Genomic DNA, 24,403 nt, shown 5'->3' on the forward strand with positions numbered 1-24,403 from the left:
GAAAACACAAAGCCGGGGCGCCTGTGCGGCATCCCGGCTTGGCGGCGGCCGATGATAAGGGAAAGCACGTAGGCCGGTTTTCGACCTTACGGCTGCCCTTTGGTTCAACGGGGCAGGTCGCTGAATCCCATCAGGAATTCGTCCACGGCCCGCGCCGCCTGCCGGCCTTCGCGGATGGCCCACACCACCAGCGACTGGCCGCGGCGCATGTCGCCGGCCGCGAACACCTTGGGCACGTTGGTGGCGTAGCCACCCGTGAAGTCGACCGTGGCCTTGGCGTTGCCGCGCGCATCCTTCTCGACGCCGAAGGCTTCGAGCACCGGCGAGACCGGGCTCACGAAACCCATGGCCAACAGGACCAGATCGGCCTTGTAGGTCTTCTCGGTGTTGGGCACCTCGACGAACTTGCCGTCCTTGAACTCCACATGCACGGTCTTGAGGCCGGTGACCTTGCCCTTCTCGCCGATGAATTCCTTGGTCGAGATGGCGAACTCGCGCTCGCAGCCTTCCTCGTGGCTGGAGGAGGTGCGCAGCTTGTAAGGCCAGTAGGGCCAGACCAGCGGCTTGTTCTCCGATTCGGGCGGCATGGGCATGAGCTCGAACTGGGTCACGCTGGCTGCGCCGTGGCGGTTGCTGGTGCCCACGCAGTCGGAGCCGGTGTCGCCACCGCCGATCACGATGACGTGCTTGCCGTCCGCGCGCAACTGGCCCTTGACCTTGTCGCCGGCGTTCACGCGGTTCTGCTGCGGCAGGAACTCCATCGCGAAATGGATGCCGTCCAGGTCGCGGCCGGGTGCGGGCAGGTCGCGCGACTGCTCGGCACCGCCGGTCAGCAGCACGGCGTCGAACTCGGCCTGGAGCTGCTCGGGCGTGACGGTTTCCTTGGCCAGGTTGGTGACCTTGGAGCCCTTGCCCAGCGCGTCCTTGGCGGCGCCGACGACCACGCCCGTGCGGAAGACCACGCCTTCGGCCTTCATCTGCTCGACGCGGCGGTCGATATGCGACTTCTCCATCTTGAAGTCGGGGATGCCATAGCGCAGCAGGCCACCGACACGGTCGTTCTTCTCGAACAGCGTCACGTCGTGGCCGGCCCGGGCCAGTTGCTGGGCCGCGGCCAGGCCGGCGGGGCCGGCGCCGACGACGGCGACCTTCTTGCCGGTCTTGTGCTTGGCCGGACGGGGCTTGACCCAGCCCTCGGCCCAGGCGCGGTCGATGATCGCGTGCTCCAGGGACTTGATGCCGACCGCATCGTCATTCACGTTCAGCACGCAGGCCGCCTCGCAGGGCGCGGGGCAGATACGGCCCGTGAACTCGGGGAAGTTGTTGGTCGAGTCCAGCACCGCGAAGGCGTTCTTCCAGTCCTGGCGATACACCAGGTCGTTGAAGTCCGGAATGATGTTGTTGACCGGGCAGCCGTTGTTGCAGAAGGGCGTGCCGCAGTCCATGCAGCGCGCACCCTGGATCTTGGCCTGCTGGTCGTCCAGCGCGACCACGAATTCCTTGTAGTGCTTCAGTCGCTCATCGACCGGGCGGTAGCCCTCTTCGAGCCGCTCGAATTCCATGAAGCCGGTGACTTTTCCCATCGTGTGTTCCTCGTTCTGGTTCGTGGCGCGTCGGCTCAGCCGGCTGCGGCGGCGGAGACGGCATGCGGCTCCAGGCCGGCCTTGGCGTCATTGCCGGTGCTGGCCAGCATCATCTTGCGGTCGTGCAGCTCGCCCAGGGCGCGCTTGTATTCGTTCGGGAAGACCTTCACGAACTTCGTGCGCGACAGGGCCCAGTCGTCCAGCAGGTCGCGGGCGCGCTTGCTGCCGGTCCAGCGGTGGTGCTCTTCGAGCAGCTTGCGCAGCTGGGCTTCGTCGGTCTGGGCGTTGTGCCAGAACTTGCGGTCGACGCCGGCGGTCTGCTCGCCGGTGGTCAGCACCTTCTCGAGCGTGACCATGGCCATATTGCAGCGCGAGGCGAATTGGCCGTCCTCGTCGTAGACGAAGGCCACGCCGCCGCTCATGCCGGCCGCGAAGTTGCGGCCCGTCTTGCCCAGCACCACCACCGTGCCGCCGGTCATGTATTCGCAGCCGTGGTCACCCGTGCCCTCGACCACCGCGGTGGCGCCCGACAGGCGCACCGCGAAGCGCTCGCCCGCCACGCCGGCCAGGAAGGCCTCGCCCGTGGTGGCGCCGTACAGCGCGGTGTTGCCCACGATGATGTTGCGCGCCGCCTCGCCGCGGAAGTCCAGGCTGGGACGCACCACCACGCGGCCACCCGAGAGGCCCTTGCCGGTGTAGTCGTTGGCCTCGCCGATCAGATAGAGCGTGATGCCGCGGGCCAGGAAGGCGCCGAAGGACTGGCCGCCCGTGCCTTCCAGCTGGATGCGGATGGAGTCGTCGGGCAGGCCTTCCGGATGCACCTTGGTCAGCGCGCCGGAGAGCATGGCGCCCACCGAGCGGTTGACGTTGCGCACCGTCTCGATGAACTGCACCTTCTCGCCGCGGTCGATGGCCGGGCGCGACTTCTCGATCAGCTTGTTGTCCAGGCTTTTCTCGAGGCCGTGGTCCTGGCTGTCGACATGCAGGCGCGGCACCTCGGCCGGCACCTGCGGCTGGGCGAACAGGCGGCTGAAGTCCAAGCCGCGGGCCTTCCAGTGGGCGATGCCCTTGCGCATGTCGAGCAGGTCGGCGCGGCCGATCAGCTCGTCGAACTTGCGCACGCCCAGCTGGGCCATGATCTGGCGCACTTCCTCGGCGACGAAGAAGAAGTAGTTGACGACATGCTCGGGCTTGCCGGCGAACTTCTGGCGCAGCACCGGGTCCTGCGTGGCCACACCCACCGGACAGGTGTTCAGGTGGCACTTGCGCATCATGATGCAGCCCTCGACCACCAGCGGCGCGGTGGCGAAGCCGAATTCGTCGGCGCCCAGCAGCGCGCCGATCACGACGTCGCGACCGGTCTTCATCTGGCCGTCGGCCTGCACGCGAATGCGGCCGCGCAGGCGGTTGAGCACCAGCGTCTGCTGGGTCTCGGCCAGGCCGATCTCCCACGGGCTGCCGGCATGCTTGATGGACGACCAGGGCGAGGCGCCCGTGCCGCCGTCATGGCCGGCGATCACGACGTGGTCGCTCTTGCACTTGGCCACGCCGGCCGCGATGGTGCCCACGCCCACTTCCGACACCAGCTTGACGCTGATGGAGGCATGCGGCGCCACGTTCTTCAGGTCGTGGATCAGCTGGGCCAGGTCCTCGATCGAATAGATGTCGTGGTGCGGCGGCGGGCTGATCAGGCCCACGCCGGGCACCGAATAGCGCTGCTTGCCGATGTACTCGGTGACCTTGCCGCCAGGCAGCTGGCCGCCTTCGCCGGGCTTGGCGCCCTGCGCCATCTTGATCTGGATCTGGTCGGACGAGGACAGGTACTCCGCCGTCACACCGAAACGGCCCGAGGCCACCTGCTTGATGCGCGAGCGCAGCGAATCGCCTTCCTTCAGGGGCAGGTCGACCTCGACGTTCTGCGCGCCGATCTCGCTCTTGAGCGTGGCGCCCTGCTTGATCGGGATGCCCTTGAGCTCGTTGCGGTAGCGCGCCGGGTCCTCGCCGCCCTCGCCGGTGTTGCTCTTGCCGCCGATGCGGTTCATGGCAATGGCCAGCGTCGAATGGGCCTCGGTGCTGATCGAGCCCAGCGACATGGCGCCGGTCGCAAAGCGCTTGACGATCTCGGCCGCGGGCTCGACCTCGTCGACCGCGATGGCCTTGGCGGTGTCGAACTTGAACTCGAACAGGCCGCGCAGCGTCAGGTGGCGACGGCTCTGGTCGTTGATGATCTGCGCGTATTCCTTGTAGGTGTTGAAGTTGTTCGCGCGGGTGGAGTGCTGCAGCTTGGCGATGGCGTCGGGCGTCCACATGTGGTCTTCGCCGCGGGTGCGCCAGGCGTATTCGCCGCCGGCATCCAGCATCGACTCCAGCACCGGGTCGTCGCCAAAGGCGGCCTTGTGCATGCGGATGGCCTCCTGCGCGATCTCGAACACGCCGATGCCTTCCACGCGGCTGGCGGTGCCGGTGAAGTACTTCGCGACCGTCTCGGTGTTCAGGCCGATGGCCTCGAACAATTGGGCGCCGCAGTAGCTCATGTACGTGCTCACGCCCATCTTGGACATGATCTTGGACAGGCCCTTGCCGATCGCCTTGACGTAGTTGTAGATGGCCTTCTCGGCCGACAGGTCGCCCGGCAGGTCCTGGTGCATCGCTGCCAGGGTTTCCATGGCCAGGTACGGATGCACCGCTTCCGCGCCGTAGCCGGCCAGCACGGCGAAGTGGTGCACTTCGCGGGCAGAGCCGGTTTCCACCACCAGGCCGGCGCTGGTGCGCACGCCTTCGCGGATCAGGTGCTGGTGGATCGCGGACAGCGCCAGCGCGGCCGGAATCGGCAACTGCGTCGCGCTGATCGCGCGGTCGCTCACGATCAGGATGTTGTGGCCGCCCTTGATGGCGTCCACCGCTTCTGCGCACAGCGAGGCCAGCTTGGCTTCCACACCCTCTTCGCCCCAGGCGAGCGGGTAGGTGATGTCCAGCGTGTAGCTCTTGAACTTGCCCTGCGTGAAGGTGCCGATGTCGCGCAGCTTGGCCATGTCGTTGAAGTCGAGCACGGGCTGGCTCACTTCGAGGCGCATGGGCGGGTTGACCTGGTTGATGTCCAGCAGGTTGGGCTTGGGGCCCACGAAGCTGACCAGCGACATGACGATGGCCTCGCGGATCGGGTCGATCGGCGGATTGGTCACCTGGGCGAACAGTTGCTTGAAGTAGTTGTACAGCGGTTTGTTCTTGCTGGAGAGCACGGCCAGCGGGCTGTCGTTGCCCATGGAGCCGATGCCCTCCTCGCCGGCCACCGCCATCGGGCTCATCAGGAACTTGATGTCTTCCTGCGTGTAGCCGAAGGCCTGCTGGCGGTCCAGCAGCGAGACGGCGCTGGCCGGGGCCTCGCCCGCGCCCTCGACGTCGTCAAGCTTGATGCGCAGGTTCTCGATCCACTGCTTGTAGGGCTTGCTGTGCGCGAGGGTGGCCTTGACCTCCTCGTCGTCGATCATGCGGCCCTGGTCGAGGTCGATCAGGAACATCTTGCCGGGCTGCAGGCGCCACTTGCGGATGATCTTGGCCTCGGGGATGGGCAGCACGCCGGCCTCGGAGCCCATGATGACCATGTCGTCGTCGGTCACGCAGTAGCGGGCGGGGCGCAGGCCGTTGCGGTCCAGCGTGGCGCCGATCTGCTTGCCGTCGGTGAAAACCACGGCGGCCGGGCCGTCCCACGGCTCCAGCATGGCGGCGTGGTACTCATAGAAGGCGCGGCGGCGCGGATCCATGGTGGCGTGCTGCTCCCAGGGCTCCGGGATCATCATCATCACGGCCTGGCTGATCGGGTAGCCGGCCATCGTCAGCAGTTCGAGGCAGTTGTCGAAGGTGGCGGTGTCGGACTGGCCGGCGAAGCTGATCGGGTAGAGCTTGGCCAGGTCGGCGCCCAGCACGGGCGAACTCATCACGCCTTCGCGGGCGCGCATCCAGTTGTAGTTGCCCTTGACCGTGTTGATCTCGCCGTTGTGGGCGACGTAGCGGTAGGGGTGGGCCAGCGGCCACTCGGGGAAGGTGTTGGTGGAGAAGCGCTGGTGCACCAGGCCGATGGCCGAGACGCAGCGTGCGTCCTGCAGGTCCAGGTAATAAGTGCCCACCTGGTCGGCCAGCAGCAGGCCCTTGTAGACCACGGTGCGGCTGCTCATGCTCGGAACGTAGTATTCCTTGCTGTGCTTGAGCTTGAGTGCCTGGATGTTGGCGCTGGCCGTCTTGCGGATGACGTAGAGCTTGCGCTCCAGCGCGTCCTGCACGATCACATCGGCGCCGCGGCCGATGAAGACCTGCCGCATGATGGGTTCCTTGTCGCGCACGGTGGGCGACATGGGCATCTCGCGGTTGACCGGCACGTCGCGCCAGCCCAGCAGCACCTGGCCTTCGGCCTTGATCGCGCGCTCCATCTCCTGCTCACAGGCCAGTCGCGAGGCATGCTCCTTGGGCAGGAAGATCATGCCGACGCCGTACTCGCCGGCCGGCGGCAGGGTGACGCCCTGCTTGGCCATTTCTTCGCGGTAGAGCGCATCGGGGATCTGGATCAGGATGCCCGCGCCGTCGCCCATCAGCTTGTCGGCACCGACGGCGCCGCGGTGGTCGATGTTCTCGAGGATCTTCAGCGCCTGGGTGACGATGTCGTGGCGCTTCTCACCCTTGATGTGGGCCACGAAGCCCACGCCGCAGGCGTCGTGCTCGTTGGCGGTGACGTACAGGCCTTTTTGCTGGAGGTGTTCGATTTCTGCTGCCAGGGTCATGGCACGCTCCTCGGAGATATCGTGGGGAATGCGGGGAGCATAGGGACTTGCACGAAGAATGCCAAACGTTTTAATTGGGGTCAGACTCCATTTCGGCGTCAGCCATTTCTTATCGCTTCAGAATTGGGGACAGATCACGATCAACGGGGAGCAACCGGTCTTACGGCCGCTTGCGAGGCATCAGCCCCCGGGAAGACTGGGATCTTTCGGCTTACGCCCTGCACGCCCGACCGCCAATCGGCGCGGTGTATCGGCCTGCAGCTGCTGGACGAAGGCAGCCTCGCCCGCCGCCCATCCTTTGCGGGCGGTTTCGGTCAGCATGAGCTGTTCAGCTCGCGTCGGCCCTACATGCACCATTTCGGCGTACGCGGCTTCACGCGCGAAGGGCGTATTGCCCAGCGCCCAGTACAGCGCATGCGGCGTGAGGAAGCGATCGGTGCGCAGCCCCACGTAGTGGCCATGGCTGGACCACGCATAGTCGCGCGCCTGCTCCACCAGCCCCGCCCGTACCGGATGCAGGTCGATGTAGGCCATGCAAGGCAGGAAATAGCGCTCGGCCTGCAGCACCGTGCCACGGTAGCGGCCTTCCCACAGCGTGCCGCGCCGTCCGTGGCGGTCGTTGAAGTGGCGCACATAGCGCCGCCCCACGGCCTGCATCCACAGCGACAGCGCCTCGGCCGTCGGCGGCGTGGCCAGGACATGGAAATGATCTTCCAGGATCACGTAGGCATGCAGGGCCACGCCCGCGCGCTGGGCCTGCTCGCCCAGCGTGTCCAGCAGCATCTGCCGGTCGGTGGTGTCGACCACCACCGCCTGGTCGTTGTTGCCGCGCTGGATCAGGTGGTGCGGATGGCCGGCCAGCGCCAGCCGGGGCTGCCTGGCCATGTTCAGGCCTCGTGCACGGCCTCGGTCGCCGACGCCGCGGGCGGCAGTGCCGGAAAGCGGCGCCCGGCCAGCTCGTCGAGCCCGAACTCGGCCAGCAGCGCCCGCAGCCGCTGGGCGGCGCTGGCTTTGCGATGGCCGGTGCGGCGCGCCAGGATCAGCTCGTTCTTCATGCTGTGCTCCCAGCCGACCAGTTCGGTGACCGTCACCTGGTAGCCACAGGCTTCCAGGTACAGGCAGCGCAGCACATTGGTGAGCTGGCTGCCGATCTCGCGCGTGTGCAGCGGATGCCGCCACAGCTCGGCCAGCGGCGTGCGCGCCAGCGACAGCGCCTTGCTGTGCCGCAGGCTGGCCGCCACTTCGGCCTGGCAGCAGGGCACCAGCACCATGAAGCGGGCCTGCTTGGCCAGGCCGAAGGCGATGGCGTCGTCGGTGGCGGTGTCGCAGGCATGCAGCGCGGTGACCATGTCGATCTGCGCCGGCAACTCGGTGGCCGTCGCCGATTCAGCCACCGACAGCGCCAGGAAATGCATGCGCGCAAAGCCCAGCCGATCGGCCAGCGCCCGCGAGCGCTCGACCAGCTCGGCCCGGCTCTCGATGCCGTAGATATGGCCGCCGCGCGCCTTGAAGAACAGGTCGTGCAGGATGAAGCCCAGGTAGGACTTGCCGGCGCCGTGGTCCGCCACGGTCGCCACAGCGCCTTCCTCCGGCAGCTCCAGCAGCAGTTTCTCGATGAACTGGTAGAGGTGGTAGACCTGCTTGAGCTTGCGCCGCGAGTCCTGGTTGAGCCGGCCCTCGCGGGTCAGGATGTGCAGCTCCTTGAGCAGCTCGACCGACTGGCCAGGCCGCAGCTCCTCGGCCAACGCCGCGTCTGCCACGCCCGTTGCGCCCGCGCGCTGCCCCTTGTCTGCCTGGCGTTTCATGGCCGCCCCCCTGCCCCGGCACCCACGTCCAGCGCCGCCCAGCCCGCCGCCCCCAGGGCGTCGAGCGTGTCGATGTTGCGCTCGAAGATGTCCGCCGCGTCCGGAAAGGCCTCGACCGCGCGGTCGATACTGGCTTCGCGCAGCAGATGCAGCGTGGGATGGGGCGAACGGTTGCTGAAATTGCCCAGCGCGTCCTCGTCCTCGCCAGCGAACTGGAAGCGCGGATGGAAACTGGCCAGCTGAAGCTCGCCCTCGTGCCCGGCGCGGCGCATCAGGCGCTCGCAGCGGCCGGTGAAATCGTGGAAGTCGTAGAAGTCGTGCAAGGCGTGGGGGACGATCAGCAAGGTGGTGTCGCGGGTGTCGGCCGGTGTCTCGCGCAGCGCCTGTGCCTCGGCCAACAGGCGCTCGGCCAGCTGGTCCAGGTCGTCGCCGGCATGGACGGCGTAGTGCACCTGGCCCTTGGCCTGCACGGCCTTGGCGAAGGGGCACAGCTGCAGGCCGATGACCGCCCGGTCGACCCAGCGGCGCGTGTCGGCGATGGCCTGCGCGGCATCGATGGTCATGAAGAATTTCCTTTGGTGTGCACGGGCCGCGGCGGGCCCTGCAATCCGCCGATTGTCTGCGCCCTTCTCAAGCGCCAGCCTGCGCGCGCCGTCCCAGCCAGAGGGCCATCTGCATGCCCGCCAGCGAACAGCCGAGCGCGAACACCCAGGTCCAGTGCCAGCCTCCCACGCGCTGGGCCAGCCAGCCCACGACGGGGGGCGCCAGGAACTGGCCGAGCGACGAGGCCTGCTGCATCAGCCCAACCGTGGTGGAGGCCGCCTGCGGCACCACGCGTCCCGCCAGCAGGAAGAGCGTGGCGGGCACCATACCGCCCGCCAGCGAGAACACGCAGACGGCGAGGTAGCGAACGGGCATGGGCAGCGCCCAGACCTGATCGCCGCTGCCGATCTGGGCGAAGGCCAGGGCAGCCATCAGCGCCATCACCAGAAAACCGCGCACCAGCAGGCGTTGCGGCGCGTGCCCGCGCTGCAGCAGGCGGCCGCCGCACACGTTGCCGACGATGTTGACGGCGGCCGCGACCGCGGTGAGCAGCGCCGTCCAGGCCGCCGGCATGCCGGCCGACGCGTAGATGGTCGGCAGGAAACCGATCACAGCCATCCACTGCGCCGCATAGACGCAGAAGGCGCCCGCCACCAGCCAGGCGCCCGGCTCGCGCAGCGTCAGGCCCAGGCGCGACGACCAGCCAGCGCCAGCGCCAGCGGGTGCGGGGCGCCCCCCATCGGCCGGCACGGCATGGATCAGCCCCAGCATGGCCATGGCGGACACCAGCGCGGCGCCTTGCCACCAACCCGTCCAGCCCGCGACGTGAAGGAACACGGGCCCCGCCAGCAACGCGAGCGACACCCCCAGGGGCATGTAGGCGCCCCACCAGCCCAGCGCCGCCTTCTCGGTGCCGGGCACCGCCAGCCGCCGCACCAGCGCCGGCCCGGGCATCACCGCCAGCAGAAAGCCCGCCCCTTCCACCACGCGCAGCGCGAGCATGGCCCCGAAGCCGATGCCCATCTGCCCCCAGGCACCCGCCGCCGCCGACGCGCCGGTGAGCAGCCCGAGTCCGATGAGCATGCAGCGCCGCGCGCCCAGACCGTCGGCCAGCACGCCCGCCAGCAGGCCGAACCCCATGCCCGCGAACTGCAGCACCGATAGCAGGAAGCCGGCCTGCACCAGCGACAGCCCCAGTTCGTCGTGCAACGCCGGCAACGCAGGCGGCAGCTTGCCCAGATGGATGGCGGCGCTCACACCACCGAAGACCACGAAGAAGGCGGCGTGACGGGACACGGGCGCGGCCGTGCTCATTCGTCCGTCCACGGCCGGCCCGTCAGCCGCTCGTGTTCGCGCACGGCGAAGCGATCGGTCATGCCGGCGATGTAGTCGGCCACGGCACGGTGGCGGTCGGGGCGCCGCGCGTGCCGTTCGGGCAGGCTCAGGTCGCCCTGCACATAGGCCGCGAACAGGTCGCGCACCACGTCCTGCGCCCGCCCTGTCGTGCGGGTGACCTGCGGATGGCGGTACAGGTTGGCAAAGAGAAAGCGCTTGAGTGTCACCGACTGGCCGCGCATGTCCTCGCTGAAGCGCACCAGGGGCGGCAGCCGCCGCACCGCCTCAGCGTCCTGCGGATCGGCCTGCGCGAGCGCGGCGCGCGTGGTATCGATCAGGTCGTAGACCTGTTCGCTCAGCATTCGGCGGATGGCCCCATAGAGCAGGCGGCGATCGTCCAGCGCCGGGTGCTCGGCCAGCGTCTGGCGGCGGTGGCGCTCGAACAGCGGCACCTCCTGCAGCGCCTCCAGCCGCAACAGCCCCGAGCGCACGCCATCGTCGATGTCGTGGGCGTTGTAGGCGATCTCGTCGGCCAGGTTGGTGAGCTGCGCCTCGAGGCCGGGCTGCGTGCCATCGAGGAAACGCCGCGCGATGCCGCCGGGCTCCTGCGCCTCCAGCCGCTCGGCATTGGCGCGCGAGCAGTGCTTGAGGATGCCCTCGCGCGTCTCGAAACAGAGATTCAGGCCGTCGAAGCCGGGGTAGCGGTGCTCCAGCGCGTCGACCACGCGCAGGCTCTGAAGGTTGTGCTCGAAACCGCCGTGCTCGGCCATGCAGCCGTTGAGCGCATCCTGCCCGGCATGGCCGAACGGCGTGTGGCCCAGGTCGTGCGCCAGGGCGATGGCCTCGACCAGATCCTCGTTCAGGCCCAGGGAGCGCGCCACCGAGCGGCCGAGCTGCGCCACCTCCAGCGAATGCGTGAGCCGGGTGCGGAACAGGTCGCCCTCGTGGTTGAGGAAGACCTGCGTCTTGTAGACCAGCCGGCGGAAGGCCGTCGAATGGACGATGCGGTCGCGGTCGCGCTGGAAGTCGTCGCGCGTGGGCGCGGGCGGCTCGGCGAAGCGACGTCCGCGGCTGCGGGTGGGGTCGCTGGCCCAGGCCGGCGCGCTCATCGCCCTGCCTTGCCGGCGCGCACGCTCAGGCTGCCACGCATTCGGCCAGCACCTCGCGCACCAGGGCATCGGGCGCCGGGCGCATCAGGGCGCTGCCGGGCCGGCCGATGACCACGAAGCGGATCTCGCCGGCCTCGGCCTTCTTGTCCACGCGCATCAGGTCGAGGTAGCGCTGCGCGCCCAGAGCCGGCGCCACGACCGGCAGGCTGGCGCGGCGCACCAGCGCGGTCAGCCGCTCGACGAAGGCGGCATCGACGCCGCCCAGCTTCTGCGACAAACGCGCCGCCATCACCATGCCGCAGCCCACCGCCTCGCCATGCAACCATTCGCCATAGCCCAGGCCCGACTCGATGGCATGGCCGAAGGTGTGGCCGAAGTTGAGGATGGCGCGCAGGCCCGACTCGCGCTCGTCCTGGCCCACCACGGCCGCCTTGATCTCGCAACTGCGGCGCACCGCATGGGCCAGGGCGGCGGGTTCACGCGCCACCAGCGCCTCGATGTTCGCCTCGATCCAGTCGAAGAAGCCCATGTCGTAGATGGGCCCGTACTTGATGATCTCGGCCAGCCCTGCCGACACCTCGCGCGGCGGCAATGTGCGCAGCGTTTCCAGGTCGCACACCACCAGTTGCGGCTGGTAGAAGGCGCCGATCATGTTCTTGCCCAGCGGATGGTTGATGGCCGTCTTGCCGCCCACCGACGAATCGACCTGCGCCAGCAGCGTGGTCGGCACCTGCACGAAGGGCACGCCGCGCATGTAGCAGGCGGCGGCGAAGCCGGTCATGTCGCCCACCACGCCGCCGCCGAGCGCGAACAGCACGGTGCGGCGGTCGCAATGGGCGGCCAGCAGTGCATCGAAGATGGTCTGCAGCGTCTCCCAGTTCTTGTGCGATTCGCCATCGGGCAGTTCGACCACGCGCACCGTGGCGAAGCGGCCGGCCAGCGTGTCGCGCAGTTGCTGCGCATAGAGCGGCGCGACGGTGGTGTTGGTCACGATCACGGCGGCCGATGCCGCCGGCAGCGCGGCGTAGGTGGCGGGCTCGGCCAGCAGGCCGGCGCCGATCAGGATGGGGTAGCTGCGCTCGCCAAGGTCGATGCGGACTTGCTCGACGGCCGGCGCAAGGGATGGGGTAGCGGCCATGCCCCGAGTTTAGAGGGCGGCCTCTGTCTTTCAGCCTTCGGAGGCTGCTTGCAGCTGCCGCTGGACGTCCGTCACCACGGCACCGACCGAGGCACGGCCCGTCTCGACGACGACATGGGCCACCTCGCGGTAGAGCCCGTCGCGCGCCGCATAGAGCTCGCGCAGACGGGCCAGCGGATCGGCCACCTGCAGCAACGGCCGCTTGGTGTCGTGGCGCAGGCGGCGGTACAGATCCTCAGGCGCCGCGTGCAGGTAGACGACACGGAAGGACTGCTGCAGGCAGGCACGATTGGCCGGCCGGATGACGATGCCACCCCCCGTGGCCACCACGCCGGCGCCCTGCTCGCCCAGCTCGGCGAGCACCTGTTCTTCGAGCTGACGGAAGGCGGCCTCGCCCTCGCGTTCGAAGTACTCGCGGATCGAGCAGCCGATGCGCTGCTCGATGACCACGTCGCTGTCGGCAAAGGCACGCTGCAGGCGGCGGCCGAGTTCCTTGCCCACCGCCGACTTGCCGGCGCCGGGCATGCCGACCAGGGCGATGGATTGGGAGGAGGACACGGAAGCCGAAGATGCGCAGGAGCCTGGTGGCCCCCGCAGGATGCGAAAACGCGCGGCAGTGTATCAGCGGCCCTGCCGGGTGCTCCTGCCCGGCAAAGCCTCGGCCGACATCAACGCGCGGCGTTGCGGTCGGTGATCATCTTCGGCGTGATGAACACCAGCATTTCGGTCTTGTTCGACACGCGATCACGCTTGCGGAACAGGGCGCCGACCACCGGCACCTCGCCCAGCACCGGGATGCGCGACTCGTCGTTGGTCTCGGTCAGCTCGAAGATGCCGCCGATCACCACCGTGCCGCCGTTCTCGACCAGCACTTCGGTCTGCACATGCTTGGTGTTGATGGCGGGGCCGGCCGAGGTGTTCACGCCGCGGGAGTCCTTGTTCACGTCCAGCGTCAGGATGATGTTGCCCTCGGGCGTGATCTGCGGCGTCACTTCGAGCTTCAGCACCGCCTTGCGGAAGGAGATCGAGGTTGCGCCGCTGGAGGTGGCCTGCTGGTAGGGAATCTCTTCGCCCTGCTCGATCAGCGCCTTGGTCTGGTCGGCGGTGATGACGCGCGGGCTGGAGATCACGCGGCCCTTGCCGTCGGCCTCGAGCGCCGAGATCTCCAGGTTCAGCATGCGCGAGAAGCTGGAGTTGAACAGCGCCAGCGTGAAAGCCCCGGCTGCATTGCCCGTGCCGCCAGCGTCGCCGGCGGGCAGGTTGATGAAGTTGTTGAGCGTGGCGGTGCCGAAGCTCACGGTGGGGCTGGTCGTCGTCGACGTGGTCGTGGTGGTGCCGCCCGTGGTGGTGCTGGTGGAGGTGGTGCCACCGCCGGTCACGGTCGGATAGGTGCCGAAGGAGCTACGGCTGTTGATGAAGCTGCCACCCAGGCGCGCGCCCAGCGACTTGCCGAAGGTGTCGGTGGCCTCGACGATGCGCGCCTCGATCATCACCTGGCGCACCGGCACGTCCAGCTTCTGGATCAGCTCGGCCACCTGGGCCAGCTTGGACGGCACATCCGAGACGAACAGCTGATTGGTGCGCGATTCGGCGATCACGCTGCCACGGGCGCTCAGGATGCGCGTGGCAGTCCCCGTGCCCCCCCCACCGCCGCCGGCGGCCGTGCCGGTGCCGGTCAGGCCCTGGGCGATCACGATCGCCTTGGTGTAGTTGAGCTGGAAGGACTGGGTGCGCAGCGGCTCCAGGTTCTCGATGGCCGCCTTGGCCTCGTATTCCATCTTCTCCTTGGCGTTGATCTCGTCCTTGGGCGCGATCCACAGCACCGAGCCGTTCTTGCGCATGCCCAGGTTCTTCGCCTGCATGATGATGTCCAGCGCCTGGTCCCAGGGCACATCCTTCAGGCGCAGGGTCAGCGAGCCGGTCACCGAGTCGGAGGTGACGATGTTGAAGTTGGTGAAGTCCGCGATGACCTGCAGCAGCGAGCGGATCTCGATGTTCTGGAAGTTCAGCGACAGCTTCTCGCCGGTATAGCCCACGCCCTGGGTCAGCTTGGTCGGGTCGACCTTGCGGGCGCGCACCTCGACCACGAACTGGTTGTCGCTCTGGTAGGCGCTGTGCTCGTAGTCGCCGCGCGCGTCAATGGTCAGGCGCACGCGATCGCCCACCTGCTGGGCGTTGACGAACTGCACCGGCGTGTTGAAGTCCGTCACGTCCAGCCGTCGGCGCAGGCCCTCGGGCAGGGTCGACTTGGTGAATTCGGCCACCAGCGCGCGGCCTTGCTGGCGCACGTCCACACCGACCTGGTTGTTGGCGAGTTCGACGATCACGCGGCCCGTGTTGTCCGGGCCCAGGCGGAAGTCGATGTCGCGCAGCGGCTGGCTGTCGCGGTTGAAGTTCTCGGAAAAGGACTGCTGGGCCGGCGCGGCCAGCGCCTGGCCGGGCGCGGGGCTGAGCACCACGAGCAGCGAACTCCCCTGGATGTCCGTGCGATAGGCCGTGGCCTGCTTCAGGTTGAGCACCAGCCGCGTGCGATCGGCCGCCTGCACCACGTTCACCGACCGCAGGTTGCCCTGGTTCACGTCGACCGAGGACCGGCCCAGGGCATTGGTGGTGGCCGGAAAGTCCAGCGCGATGCGCGCCGGGTTCTGGACGGTGAAGCCGGTGGGTGGCGCGGCGAGCGGCCGGGCGAAGTCGATGCGCACGACCTCCGAGCCCGACTGCACCGAGCCCGTCACGGCCTGGATCGCGTTCTGCGCCTGCGCCAGCGCCATGCTTCCCAGGCAGAGCATCGCCATGCCCGCGCGCCGCAGCCAACCCAGTGCGGGAGTGCTGACCAATGACTTCATTTCGACCTCTCTTGCAGCTGCAGCGTCGCCGTGCGCTCGATCCATTCACCCGCGGCGTCCTGCACGATCTCGCGCAAGGCCAGCTCCGTCTCGTCGATGCGCATCACGCGCCCGTAGTTCTGTCCAAGGTGGTTGCCCACCCGCACCTGGTAGAGCAGCTTGTCCACCATCACCAGCGCCATCTGCTGACCCCCGCGCTTGAGGCTGCCCACCATGGCCATCGAATCCAGCGGATAGGCCTCCAGGGGCTCCTTGGGCCGGTTGAGTTCGGGCGCGATCAGGTCCGAGCGCACGGCAGGGCTCGTGCTGTCCCGTCGCAGGGCCTGCAGCAGCCGCTGGTTGTCGAAGGGCTCGACGGCGCCGGTCTCGGTGTAGGCCTGGGGCACGAACTTCTTCGGCTCGGAAATCTGCTCGATGCGCGGCTTGGCGTTGGCGCGTTCCTGGCGCATCCACTCCACCAGGTCGTCCTGATCGGATCCCAGGCAGCCGGTGAGCAGGACGGCTGCCGAACAGGCCAGCAGCAGGAGGCCGGTCTTCTTCATCATTTCTTGGCCTGGGCGGCGGACGCCTTGCGCTGCGCGGCCTGCTCGTCGGCATCCAGGTAGCGGTAGGTGCGGGCGGTGGCGTCCATGGTCAGCCCGCCGCCGTCCTTCTGGGGCACGATGGACAGGTTGTTGAGCGTCACGATGCGCGACAGGTTGGCAATGTCGGCAGCGAAGGCACCCATGTCGTGGTAGCGCCCCGTGACGCGCACGGCGATCGGCAGCTCGGCGTAGTAGTCACGCACCTCGACCTGGCCCGGGCGGAAGAGCTCGAACTGCAGGCTGCGGCCCAGGCCGGCCTGGTTGATGTCGGACAGCAAGGCATCCATCTCGGCCTTGCTGGGTAATTGCTTTTCGAGCACGAGCACGTACTGCTGCACCTGCTCGCGCTGCTTCTTCAGCTGCTCGAGGTTGACGGCCCGCGCCACTTTGGTCCGGTAGTCCTCGCGCAGCGACTGCTCACGACCGAGGTCGGCCTGGTACTCCTCGTCCACGCCACCCAGCCAGACGAACCACAGCACCACCACCACCGCCGCCGCGACGACGGCGCACAGGGCGTAGCGCGGCACAGCCGGCCAGCGGGACGGATCGTTGGGATCGAGGCCACGGAACTGCCGCGCGGCCGCGCGCAGTGCCGCACCCACATCCGCGCGTGGCAATGAAATGCGCGACGCCATCTCCGCTCGCCCTTTCAACCCTTGGTCGATGCCGCGGGCGCCGGCGACGTCGGCTTCTGGGCCTCCGTCGGACGGCGCACGCCCACGCGCATCGTGAAATTCGACACCCGGCGCTGATCCCGGGGACTGAGCGTGACCACGCCCGCAGTGATTTCCACCAACTCGGGCTTGACCAGCCAGGGGCTGCTGTTGCCCAGGTTGCGCAGCAACTCCGAGACCCGCTCGTTGGACTGGGCCGCGCCCTGCAACGTCACGGTCTGGTTTTCCTGGCGCATGCTGGTCAGGTAGACGCCGTCGGGCAGCTGCCGGACCAGCTCATTGAGCAGGTGCACGGGCAGGTTGCGGTCGCCCTGCAGGTCTTCCACCGACTTCTGGCGCGCGCGCAGCCCGGCGATCTCGGCCTGCAGCGTGGCGATCTCCTTGATCTCGGTGTCGAGCTTCTGGATCTCCGAACTCAGCAGCGCGTTGCGCGTCTGCTGGTCGAGGATCAGTGCCTGCAGGTACAGGAAGGCCACGCCGGCGATCAGGCCACCGGCCAGGGCCGCTGCGCCCAGCGAAGCATAGAAGTTCTCCTTGCGCCGCTTGCGGGCCGCCTCACGGTGCGGCAGCAGGTTGATCAGGATCACTGCAGGAACCTCCGCATCGCCAGCCCGCAGGCCGTGAGGTAGGAGGCAGACTCGCGCTGGAGCCGCTTGGCACGCACGCCCGAATCGAACTCCATGCCCTCGAAGGGATTGAGCAGCGAGCAGGCGAAGGAGGTCTGGCGCGTCACCGCATGGGTGAGCCCCGGCAGCCCCGCGGAGCCGCCGGCCAGCAGCACGTAGTCCACGCGGTTGTGCGGCGTGCTGGTGAAGAAGAACTGCAGCGCCCGCGCGATCTCCTGCGCGATGCTGGCCACGAAGGGCTTGAGCACGGCGGATTCGTAGTCCTCGGGCAGGTCGCCGCTGCGCTTCTTGGCCTCGGCCTCCTCGGCCGAGAAGCCGTACTGGCGCACGATCAGCTGGGTGAGCTGCGCGCCGCCGAAGGCCTGGTCGCGGTCGTACAGCACTTCGTCGTTGCGCAGCACCTGCATGCTCGTGGTGCTGGCTCCCACCTCGAACAGCGCGACGACGGCGTCGCGGCCCTGGGCGGGCAGTTGCTCGATCAGCCGCGCCGCGGCGAGCCGGGAAGCGAAGGACTCCACGTCCAGGATCACCGCCTTCAGACCGGCCGCCTCCGCCAGACCCTGGCGGTCCTGCACCTTCTCCTTGCGGGAGGCGGCGATCAGCACCTCCACGTCCTCGGGGCTGCCCGGGCTCGGGCCCATGACGCAGAAGTCGAGGCTGACCTCGTCCAGCGAGAAGGGGATGTATTGGTTGGCCTCGGACTCGACCTGGACCTCGAGCTCCGTCTCACTCAGGCCGGCCGGCAGGATCACCTTCTTGGTGATCACGGCCGACGGCGGCAGCGCCAGGGCGGCATTCCGGGTCTTGGCGCCGCTCTTGCGGACGGCCCGACGGACGGCTTCGGCCACCTCGTCGAACTTCTCGACGTTGCCGTCGGTGATCCAGCCACTCTCCAGGGGCTCGATCGCGCAGCGCAGGAGCACCAGCTTGCCTGCGGGGTTGCGCTCGAGTTCCACCAGCTTCACACTGGACGAAGAGACGTCCAGGCCCAGAAGAGGCGGCGGCTGTCGACGAAAAAGTGATCCAAGGGCCATCGGAGGACGCTCAGCCGTTCACGTGCTTGTAACACTTGGCAAAAAATGCGTGTGAATAGATGCTATCAGCGCAACGCCCCACGCACCAACAGCCGCCGTCGGCTTTTTTTAACGAAATTGCATTAGTTGTTAAAAGAATACGAAGGCACACCGCCGCATCCTCAACCCAAAGTAACGATCAGTGTAACCAGGGGTGAGAAGCGACCCGGTTTTTATAATCCGCGGCCCCAAGAGCCTCTCGCCCCATGCCCCCCTCCTCACGCGCGCCGGCGCCCTCCCCCCGAGAAGACAAGGCCCAGAAGCGCCCTCCCGGGCACGCCTGGCTGCGTTGGACCACGCGCATCCTCCTGTGGATGCTGGGCATTGCGGGTGCCGCCGTCGCCAGCGCGCTGCTGGTGGGGGCAGTGGCCCTGGCTGTCGCCTATCCCAACCTGCCGGACGTCTCGGAACTCGCCGACTACCGGCCCAAGCTGCCGCTGCGCGTCTTCTCCGCGGAAGGCATCCAGATCGGCGAGTTCGGCGAGGAGCGCCGCAACCTCACGCCCATCGCCACCGTGCCCAAGGTGATGAAGGAGGCGGTGCTGGCGGCGGAAGATGCCCGCTTCTACGACCACGGCGGGGTGGACTACAAGGGCGTGATCCGCGCCGGCCTCGCCAACCTCAACCGGGTGAAGAGCCAGGGCGCATCGACCATCTCCATGCAGGTGGCGCGCAACGTCTACCTCAGCTCCGAGAAGACGCTCACCCGCAAGATCTACGAGATCCTGCTGGCCTTCAAGCTGGAGCACCAGCTCAGCAAGGACCAGATCCTCGAGATCTACCTCAACCAGATCTACCTGGGCAACCGCTCCTACGGCTTCGCCGCTGCGTCCGAGTCGTACTTCGGCAAACCGCTGCAGGACATCACCATTGCCGAGGCCGCGATGCTGGCCGGGCTGCCCAAGGCACCGGGCGCCAACAACCCGGTCAACAACCCCTCTCGTGCGCGAGCGCGCCAGCTCTACGTCGTCGACCGCATGGTCGAGGCCGGCTTCATCACCGAGGCGCAGGCCAAGGAGGCCCGTGCCGAGCGCCTGCACCTGCGCAACGCCAACGATCCTGACCGGCTGCATGCCGAATACGTGGCCGAGACGGTCCGCCAGCTGATGTACGCGCAGTACGGCGACAGCACCTACACGCGCGGCTTGAAGGTCTACACCTCGCTGGTCGCGTCGCAGCAATCGGCGGCCTACTCGGCCCTGCGCCGCGGCATCATGGACTACGAACGGCGCCAGATCTATCGCGGCCCCGAGAAGTTCATCGACCTGCCGAGTGACCCCAAGGAGCTCGACGAGGCCGTGGACGACGTGCTGGCCGAGCATCCCGACAACGGCGACGTGATGTCGGCCGTGGTGCTCAAGGCCAGCCCCAAGGAAGTGACCGCCGTCCGCGCCAGTGGCGAAGAACTGCAGATCAGCGGCGAAGGCCTGCGCCCGGCCCAGTCGGGCCTGTCGGACAAGGCGGCGCCCAACGTGCGCATCCGCCGCGGCGCCGTCATCCGCGTCGCCAAGACGGCCAAGGGGACCTGGGAGATCACACAGTTGCCCGAGGTGGAAGGCGCCTTCGTGGCCATGGACCCGCGCGACGGCGCCATCAAGGCGATGGTGGGCGGCTTCGACTTCGGCAAGAACAAGTTCAACCACGTGACGCAGGCGTGGCGGCAACCAGGCTCCAGCTTCAAGCCCTTCATCTACTCGGCCGCGCTGGAGAAGGGCTTCATGCCCAGCACCGTGGTCAACGACGGGCCGCTGTTTTTCGATGCCGGCACCACCGGCGGCCAGCCCTGGGAGCCGAAGAACTACGACGGCAACTTCGAGGGCCCGATGCCGCTGCGCCGGGCGCTGATGAAGTCCAAGAACATGGTGTCCATCCGTGTGCTGCAGTCCATCGGCACCCGCTACGCGCAGGACTGGATCACCAACTTCGGCTTCGAGCGTGAAAAGCACCCAGCCTACCTGCCGATGGCGCTGGGCGCAGGCTCGGTCACGCCGATGCAGATGGCGGCCGCCTATTCGGTGTTCGCCAACGGTGGCTACCGCGTGAATCCTTACCTGATCACCCGCATCACCGACCACAAGGACCGGGTGCTGGTCGATGTGCAGCCACCGCTGCGGGGCGAGACCTCGCGCGCCATTCCGCAGCGCAACGCCTACATCATGGACAGCCTGCTGCAGTCCGTGGCCAGCGGCGGCACCGCGGCCAAGGCCCAGGCCACGCTCAAGCGCGTCGACCTCTACGGCAAGACGGGCACCACCAACGATTCGCTGGACGCCTGGTTCGCCGGCTTCCAGCCTACGCTCACCGCCGTGGTGTGGATGGGTTACGACACGCCACGCAAGCTGGGCGACCGTGAGACGGGCGGCGGCCTGAGCCTGCCGATCTGGATCAGCTTCATGCAGACCGCCCTCAAGGGCGTGCCGGTGAGCGAGATTCAGTCGCCGCCGGGGGTGGTCAACATCGGCGGCGAGGTCTACTACGACGACTACACGCCCGGCCGGGCCGTGAGCACGCTGGGCGTCGAGCCCGTGACGGTGCCGGGCATCGACGGCAGCACCCACCCGGCCGGCGCCCCCTCGGGCGGCGAAGAGCGCAACCGGATCCTCGACCTGTTCCGCAACTAGGCCGGCGGCCGCGGGCTTCCCGGCTGCCCCGACGCGGCCGGAGGCCCGCCGGGGCGCCTGCGGCTCAGCCCGCCCTGAAGCCCAGGGGCTCGCCCGCCTGCAGGCTGCACTCCTGCGATAACCGGGCAAAGAGCTCCTCGCCGGTCTTGGTGTCCACCCACTGCTGCCCGTCGTGGCGGAAGTGGTAGCCGCCGGTGCGGGCCGCCAGCCAGATCTCGTGCAGCGGCGGCTGCAGGTTCACCACCACCTGGCTGCGGTTGGCGAAGGTCAGCGTGATCATGCCGCCGACCCGCTGGTTGTCGATGTCCGCGTCGGTGTTCTCGTTGATCTGGTCGCAGCTGCGTTCGATGGCTGCCAGGGCGGATTCCGCGAGATCGAGGTACTGGGCGTCGGTCATGACTGGATAAAATTTCGCGATGTTGAATGCTCGGCAAATTCTAGTGAGCGCCCCCTTGCGCCACCTCGCCAAGGCCTTTGCGCTCGCGGCCCTCGCCGCCCTGTCGGCCTGTGGCCAGCGGGGCGCGCTCTACCTGCCGACCGAGCCCGCTGCCGCCCAGCGCGCCACCCTGCCGCAGGTGCTCACCGGCTCCGGCAACAAGGCCGCGCCAGCACCTGCCGACGCCGCCAGCGCACCGGCCTCCACCTCGGCTCCCGCTTCCCGTCAATGACCGCCTCTCCCGCTTTCGCCGGCACCGTGCTGCCGGGCCAACCCCATATTGCCCGCGAGGGCGGCACGCTGCGTGTCGAACAGGCCGACCTGCAGGCGCTCGCGCGCGAACATGGCACGCCGCTGTTCGTCTATTCCAAGCAGTGGATGCTCGATGCGCTGTCCGCCTACCGCCGCGGCCTCGAAGGTCGCGACGCGCTGGTCTGCTATGCGATGAAGGCAAACTCCTCGCTCGGCGTGCTGCGCGTCTTCGCCGAAGCCGGCTGCGGTTTCGACATCGTCTCCGGCGGCGAACTGGCCCGTGTGCTGGCGGCAGGCGCCGATGCGCGCAAGGTGATCTTCTCCGGCGTGGGCAAGACCCGCGCCGAGATGCGCCAGGCCCTGGACGCCGGCATCGCCTGCTTCAACGTCGAGAGCGAAGCCGAGCTCGACGTGCTGAGCGCAGTGGCCGTGGCCGCCGGCAAGCGCGCGCCGGTCAGCCTGCGCATCAATCCCAACGTCGACGCGAAGACGCATCCGTACATCTCCACCGGCCTCAAGGGCAACAAGTTCGGCATCGCCCACGATCGCGCGGTCGAGGTCTACCGGCATGCCGCGTCGCTGCCGGGGCTGGCCGTGGTCGGCATCGACTGCCACATCGGCTCGCAGATCACCGAGGCCTCGCCCTACCTGGATGCGCTGGAGCGCGTGCTCGACCTGGTGCAGGCCATCGAGGCCCAGGACATCCGGCTGCAGCATCTGGACTTCGGCGGCGGCCTGGGCATCGACTACAACGGCGACACGCCACCCGCCGCCGATGCGCTGTGGCAGCAGTTGCTGGCCCGGCTGGACGCCCGTGGCTTCGGCGACCGCAAGCTGGTCATCGAGCCCGGCCGCTCGCTGGTGGGCAACGCAGGCGTCTGCCTGACCGAGGTGCTCTACACCAAGCCCGGCGAAGAGAAGAACTTCTGCATCGTCGACGCAGCCATGAACGACCTGCCCAGGCCCGCCATGTACGAGGCCTTCCACCGCATCGAACCGGTGGTGCTGAAGGCGGATGCCGAGCCGGTGCGCTACGACGTGGTCGGCCCGGTGTGCGAAAGCGGCGACTGGCTGGGCCGCGACCGCGACCTCGCGGTGCAGTCCGGCGACCTGCTGGCCGTGCTCTCGGCCGGGGCCTATTGCATGAGCATGGCCAGCAACTACAACACCCGCGGCCGCGCGGCCGAAGTGCTGGTCAGTGGCACCGAGGCCCGACTCATCCGCCGGCGCGAGACGGTGGAAGACCAGTTGCGCGCAGAGCAACTGCTTTGACATGACAAAGGCGGCCCAGGCCGCCTTCTTTCATGGCGCTACCGCGTGGCGCTTGCTCTGCGCGTGGCAACTGCATGCCACACGCGCCAGCCCAGCAACACCGCAATGACGACCGCGTAGATGCCGACCTCGCCGAAGTTGTTCTTGCCGGCCCGCATCCAGAAGAAGTGCAGCAGCCCCAGCCCGGCGCACAGGTAGACCAGGCGATGCAGCCGCTGCCAGCGCTTGCCGCCCAGCGCCTTGATCGCGCGGTTGAAGGAGGTGGCGGCCAGCAGCGTCAGCAGCACGAAGGCCGCAAAGCCCACGAGGATGAAGGGCCGCTTGGGAATGTCCGCCACGATGGCCGGCAGGTCGAAGCCCATGTCGAACCACGAGTAGCACAGCAGGTGCACCACCACGTAGAAGTAGGCGAAGAGCCCCAGCATGCGGCGCCAGCGCGCGATCGCGGTGAGCCTGGCCATGACGCGCAGCGGCGTCACGGCCAGCACGATGCAGAGAAAACGCAGGGCCCAGTCGCCCGTGGCACGCAGCAGGTACTCCGCCGGGTTGGCGCCGAGTTGGTCGGCCACGGCGCCATAAAGCAGCCACGCGAAGGGCAGCAGGCACAGCACGAACACCGCCGGCTTGGCAACCGGATGCATCAGCAGCCGGTTGAGCCCGTGACCGCCCGCGGGCCGGGCTGCCGGCCTGCGGCCCGCCTGTGCAGCCGTCGCCATCAGTAGAACTTCTTCAGGTCCATGCCCGCATAGAGCTGGCCGACCTGCGCCTCGTAGCCGTTGAACATCAACGTCTTGCGCCGCTTGGCGAACAGGCCGCCGGGCTCACCGATGCGGCGCTCGGTGGCCTGGCTCCAGCGCGGATGGTCCACCTCGGGATTCACGTTGGAATAGAAGCCGTATTCGTTGGCCGCCGCCTTGTTCCAGGCCGTGCCCGGCTCCTTCTCGACAAAGCGGATCTTGACGATGGACTTGGCCGACTTGAAGCCGTACTTCCAGGGCACCACGATGCGCACCGGCGCGCCGTTCTGGTTGGGCAGCACCTCGCCGTACATGCCGAAGGTCAGCAGCGTCAGCGGATGCATGGCCTCATCCATGCGCAGGCCCTCGGCATAGGGCCAATCGAGCACGCGCGAGCCGACGAAGGGCATGGTCTTCGGATCGGCCAGCGTCACGAACTCCACGTACTTGGCATTGCCCTGCGGCTCGACCCGCTTGATCAGCTCGGCCAGCGAATAGCCGACCCACGGGATCACCATCGACCAGCCCTCGACGCAGCGCAGGCGGTAGACCCGCTCTTCCTGCGCGGAAAGTTTGAGCAAGTCCTCGATGCCGTACTTGCCGGGCTTCTTGACCAGACCCTCGACCTCGACCGTCCACGGCCGGGTCTTGAGGGTGTGGGCGTTCTTGGCCGGGTCGGCCTTGTCGGTGCCGAACTCGTAGAAGTTGTTGTAGGTGGTCGCGTCCTTGTAGTCGGTGACCTTTTCCATCACCTGCGCGCCCGCCACGTTCGACTTGGCACCCGGCAAGGCAGCCAGCTTGCCGCCGGAGTTCTGGGCCTGCGCCATCGCCTCGCGGCCGGCCCAGCCGGCCAGGGCCGCACCAGCGGCGCCGGTCGCCATCAGGCGCAGGAGTTGCCGGCGCTGTTCGTACACCGCGCGCGGCGTGATTTCGCTGGAGATGGGATGAACGAAGCCGTCATCGCGGGAACGGATCAGCATGGGGGAGCCCTTTCGCA

Annotated in this window: 20 protein-coding genes; 3 read left to right on the forward strand and 17 right to left on the reverse strand. The window is 68.1% G+C overall.

Annotated elements, in window-relative coordinates:
* Positions 1 to 104: 104 nt before the first annotated feature.
* The 14 genes from KBC94_RS12855 to KBC94_RS12920 form a co-directional block, all read right to left on the reverse strand.
* On the reverse strand, positions 105 to 1,583 hold the full coding sequence (locus KBC94_RS12855) for a glutamate synthase subunit beta (RefSeq protein WP_294370557.1): 1,479 nt from the start codon (positions 1,581 to 1,583) through the stop codon (positions 105 to 107).
* A 35-nt stretch (positions 1,584 to 1,618) separates the two neighbouring features.
* Complete coding sequence (locus KBC94_RS12860; RefSeq protein ID WP_294370558.1) at positions 1,619 to 6,355, reverse strand: glutamate synthase-related protein; 4,737 nt, start codon at positions 6,353 to 6,355, stop codon at positions 1,619 to 1,621.
* A 180-nt stretch (positions 6,356 to 6,535) separates the two neighbouring features.
* Positions 6,536 to 7,240 (reverse strand): transposase, encoded by a 705-nt coding sequence (locus KBC94_RS12865; protein ID WP_294370559.1) that lies wholly within the window; start codon positions 7,238 to 7,240, stop codon positions 6,536 to 6,538.
* 2 nt (positions 7,241 to 7,242) lie between these two features.
* Positions 7,243 to 8,160 (reverse strand): SAM-dependent methyltransferase, encoded by a 918-nt coding sequence (locus KBC94_RS12870; protein WP_294370560.1) that lies wholly within the window; start codon positions 8,158 to 8,160, stop codon positions 7,243 to 7,245.
* The gene (locus KBC94_RS12875) at positions 8,157 to 8,723 is read right to left on the reverse strand and encodes a DUF1415 domain-containing protein (protein ID WP_294370562.1); all 567 of its coding nucleotides are present in this window, start codon (positions 8,721 to 8,723) and stop codon (positions 8,157 to 8,159) included. Before KBC94_RS12875 ends, KBC94_RS12870 begins: the two co-directional genes overlap by 4 nt.
* A 67-nt stretch (positions 8,724 to 8,790) precedes the next feature.
* Positions 8,791 to 10,017 carry a CynX/NimT family MFS transporter gene (locus KBC94_RS12880; protein WP_294370564.1) on the reverse strand — a complete coding sequence of 409 codons (1,227 nt, stop codon included), beginning with the start codon at positions 10,015 to 10,017 and terminating at the stop codon, positions 8,791 to 8,793.
* Positions 10,014 to 11,147: a deoxyguanosinetriphosphate triphosphohydrolase gene (locus KBC94_RS12885; protein ID WP_294370566.1), complete on the reverse strand. Its 1,134-nt coding sequence runs from the start codon at positions 11,145 to 11,147 to the stop codon at positions 10,014 to 10,016. Before KBC94_RS12885 ends, KBC94_RS12880 begins: the two co-directional genes overlap by 4 nt.
* 25 nt (positions 11,148 to 11,172) lie before the next feature.
* Complete coding sequence (aroB, locus tag KBC94_RS12890) at positions 11,173 to 12,285, reverse strand: 3-dehydroquinate synthase (protein WP_294370567.1); 1,113 nt, start codon at positions 12,283 to 12,285, stop codon at positions 11,173 to 11,175.
* Positions 12,286 to 12,315: 30 nt separating this feature from the next.
* Positions 12,316 to 12,843 (reverse strand): shikimate kinase, encoded by a 528-nt coding sequence (locus KBC94_RS12895; RefSeq protein WP_294370568.1) that lies wholly within the window; start codon positions 12,841 to 12,843, stop codon positions 12,316 to 12,318.
* A 110-nt stretch (positions 12,844 to 12,953) separates the two neighbouring features.
* Positions 12,954 to 15,131, reverse strand: coding sequence for a type IV pilus secretin family protein (gene pilQ / locus KBC94_RS12900; protein ID WP_294370572.1), 2,178 nt, complete (start codon positions 15,129 to 15,131; stop codon positions 12,954 to 12,956).
* Positions 15,128 to 15,673 carry a pilus assembly protein PilP gene (locus tag KBC94_RS12905; RefSeq protein ID WP_294370766.1) on the reverse strand — a complete coding sequence of 182 codons (546 nt, stop codon included), beginning with the start codon at positions 15,671 to 15,673 and terminating at the stop codon, positions 15,128 to 15,130. The genes pilQ and KBC94_RS12905 overlap by 4 nt, the downstream gene beginning before the upstream one ends.
* Positions 15,673 to 16,350 (reverse strand): type 4a pilus biogenesis protein PilO, encoded by a 678-nt coding sequence (locus KBC94_RS12910; protein WP_114802285.1) that lies wholly within the window; start codon positions 16,348 to 16,350, stop codon positions 15,673 to 15,675. Before KBC94_RS12910 ends, KBC94_RS12905 begins: the two co-directional genes overlap by 1 nt.
* Before the next feature lie 14 nt (positions 16,351 to 16,364).
* The gene (locus KBC94_RS12915) at positions 16,365 to 16,976 is read right to left on the reverse strand and encodes a PilN domain-containing protein (protein ID WP_294370577.1); all 612 of its coding nucleotides are present in this window, start codon (positions 16,974 to 16,976) and stop codon (positions 16,365 to 16,367) included.
* Positions 16,973 to 18,049 carry a pilus assembly protein PilM gene (locus tag KBC94_RS12920; protein WP_294370580.1) on the reverse strand — a complete coding sequence of 359 codons (1,077 nt, stop codon included), beginning with the start codon at positions 18,047 to 18,049 and terminating at the stop codon, positions 16,973 to 16,975. The genes KBC94_RS12915 and KBC94_RS12920 overlap by 4 nt, the downstream gene beginning before the upstream one ends.
* Positions 18,050 to 18,402: 353 nt before the next feature.
* On the opposite strand from KBC94_RS12920, the gene KBC94_RS12925 reads away from it, so the two are divergent.
* Positions 18,403 to 20,709: a penicillin-binding protein 1A gene (locus KBC94_RS12925; protein ID WP_294370768.1), complete on the forward strand. Its 2,307-nt coding sequence runs from the start codon at positions 18,403 to 18,405 to the stop codon at positions 20,707 to 20,709.
* A 64-nt stretch (positions 20,710 to 20,773) separates the two neighbouring features.
* Here the strand turns inward: KBC94_RS12925 and cyaY are convergent, their stop codons facing one another.
* Entirely contained in the window at positions 20,774 to 21,106 is a 333-nt protein-coding gene (gene cyaY, locus KBC94_RS12930) for an iron donor protein CyaY (RefSeq protein WP_294370581.1), read from the reverse strand.
* Between the two features lie 19 nt (positions 21,107 to 21,125).
* Here cyaY and KBC94_RS12935 point away from each other — a divergent pair, with 19 nt between their 5' ends.
* Both KBC94_RS12935 and lysA read left to right on the forward strand, forming a co-directional pair.
* Positions 21,126 to 21,377, forward strand: coding sequence for a lipoprotein (locus KBC94_RS12935; RefSeq protein ID WP_294370583.1), 252 nt, complete (start codon positions 21,126 to 21,128; stop codon positions 21,375 to 21,377).
* Complete coding sequence (gene lysA / locus KBC94_RS12940; RefSeq protein ID WP_294370585.1) at positions 21,374 to 22,669, forward strand: diaminopimelate decarboxylase; 1,296 nt, start codon at positions 21,374 to 21,376, stop codon at positions 22,667 to 22,669. The genes KBC94_RS12935 and lysA overlap by 4 nt, the downstream gene beginning before the upstream one ends.
* A gap of 38 nt (positions 22,670 to 22,707) precedes the next feature.
* Here the strand turns inward: lysA and KBC94_RS12945 are convergent, their stop codons facing one another.
* Both KBC94_RS12945 and msrP read right to left on the reverse strand, forming a co-directional pair.
* Complete coding sequence (locus tag KBC94_RS12945; protein WP_294370586.1) at positions 22,708 to 23,385, reverse strand: sulfite oxidase heme-binding subunit YedZ; 678 nt, start codon at positions 23,383 to 23,385, stop codon at positions 22,708 to 22,710.
* Complete coding sequence (msrP, locus tag KBC94_RS12950; protein WP_294370588.1) at positions 23,385 to 24,386, reverse strand: protein-methionine-sulfoxide reductase catalytic subunit MsrP; 1,002 nt, start codon at positions 24,384 to 24,386, stop codon at positions 23,385 to 23,387. The genes KBC94_RS12945 and msrP overlap by 1 nt, the downstream gene beginning before the upstream one ends.
* Between the last annotated feature and the right edge of the window lie 17 nt (positions 24,387 to 24,403).

The organism is Pseudacidovorax sp. (assembly GCF_017991995.1).
GTDB lineage: Bacteria > Pseudomonadota > Gammaproteobacteria > Burkholderiales > Burkholderiaceae_C > Xenophilus.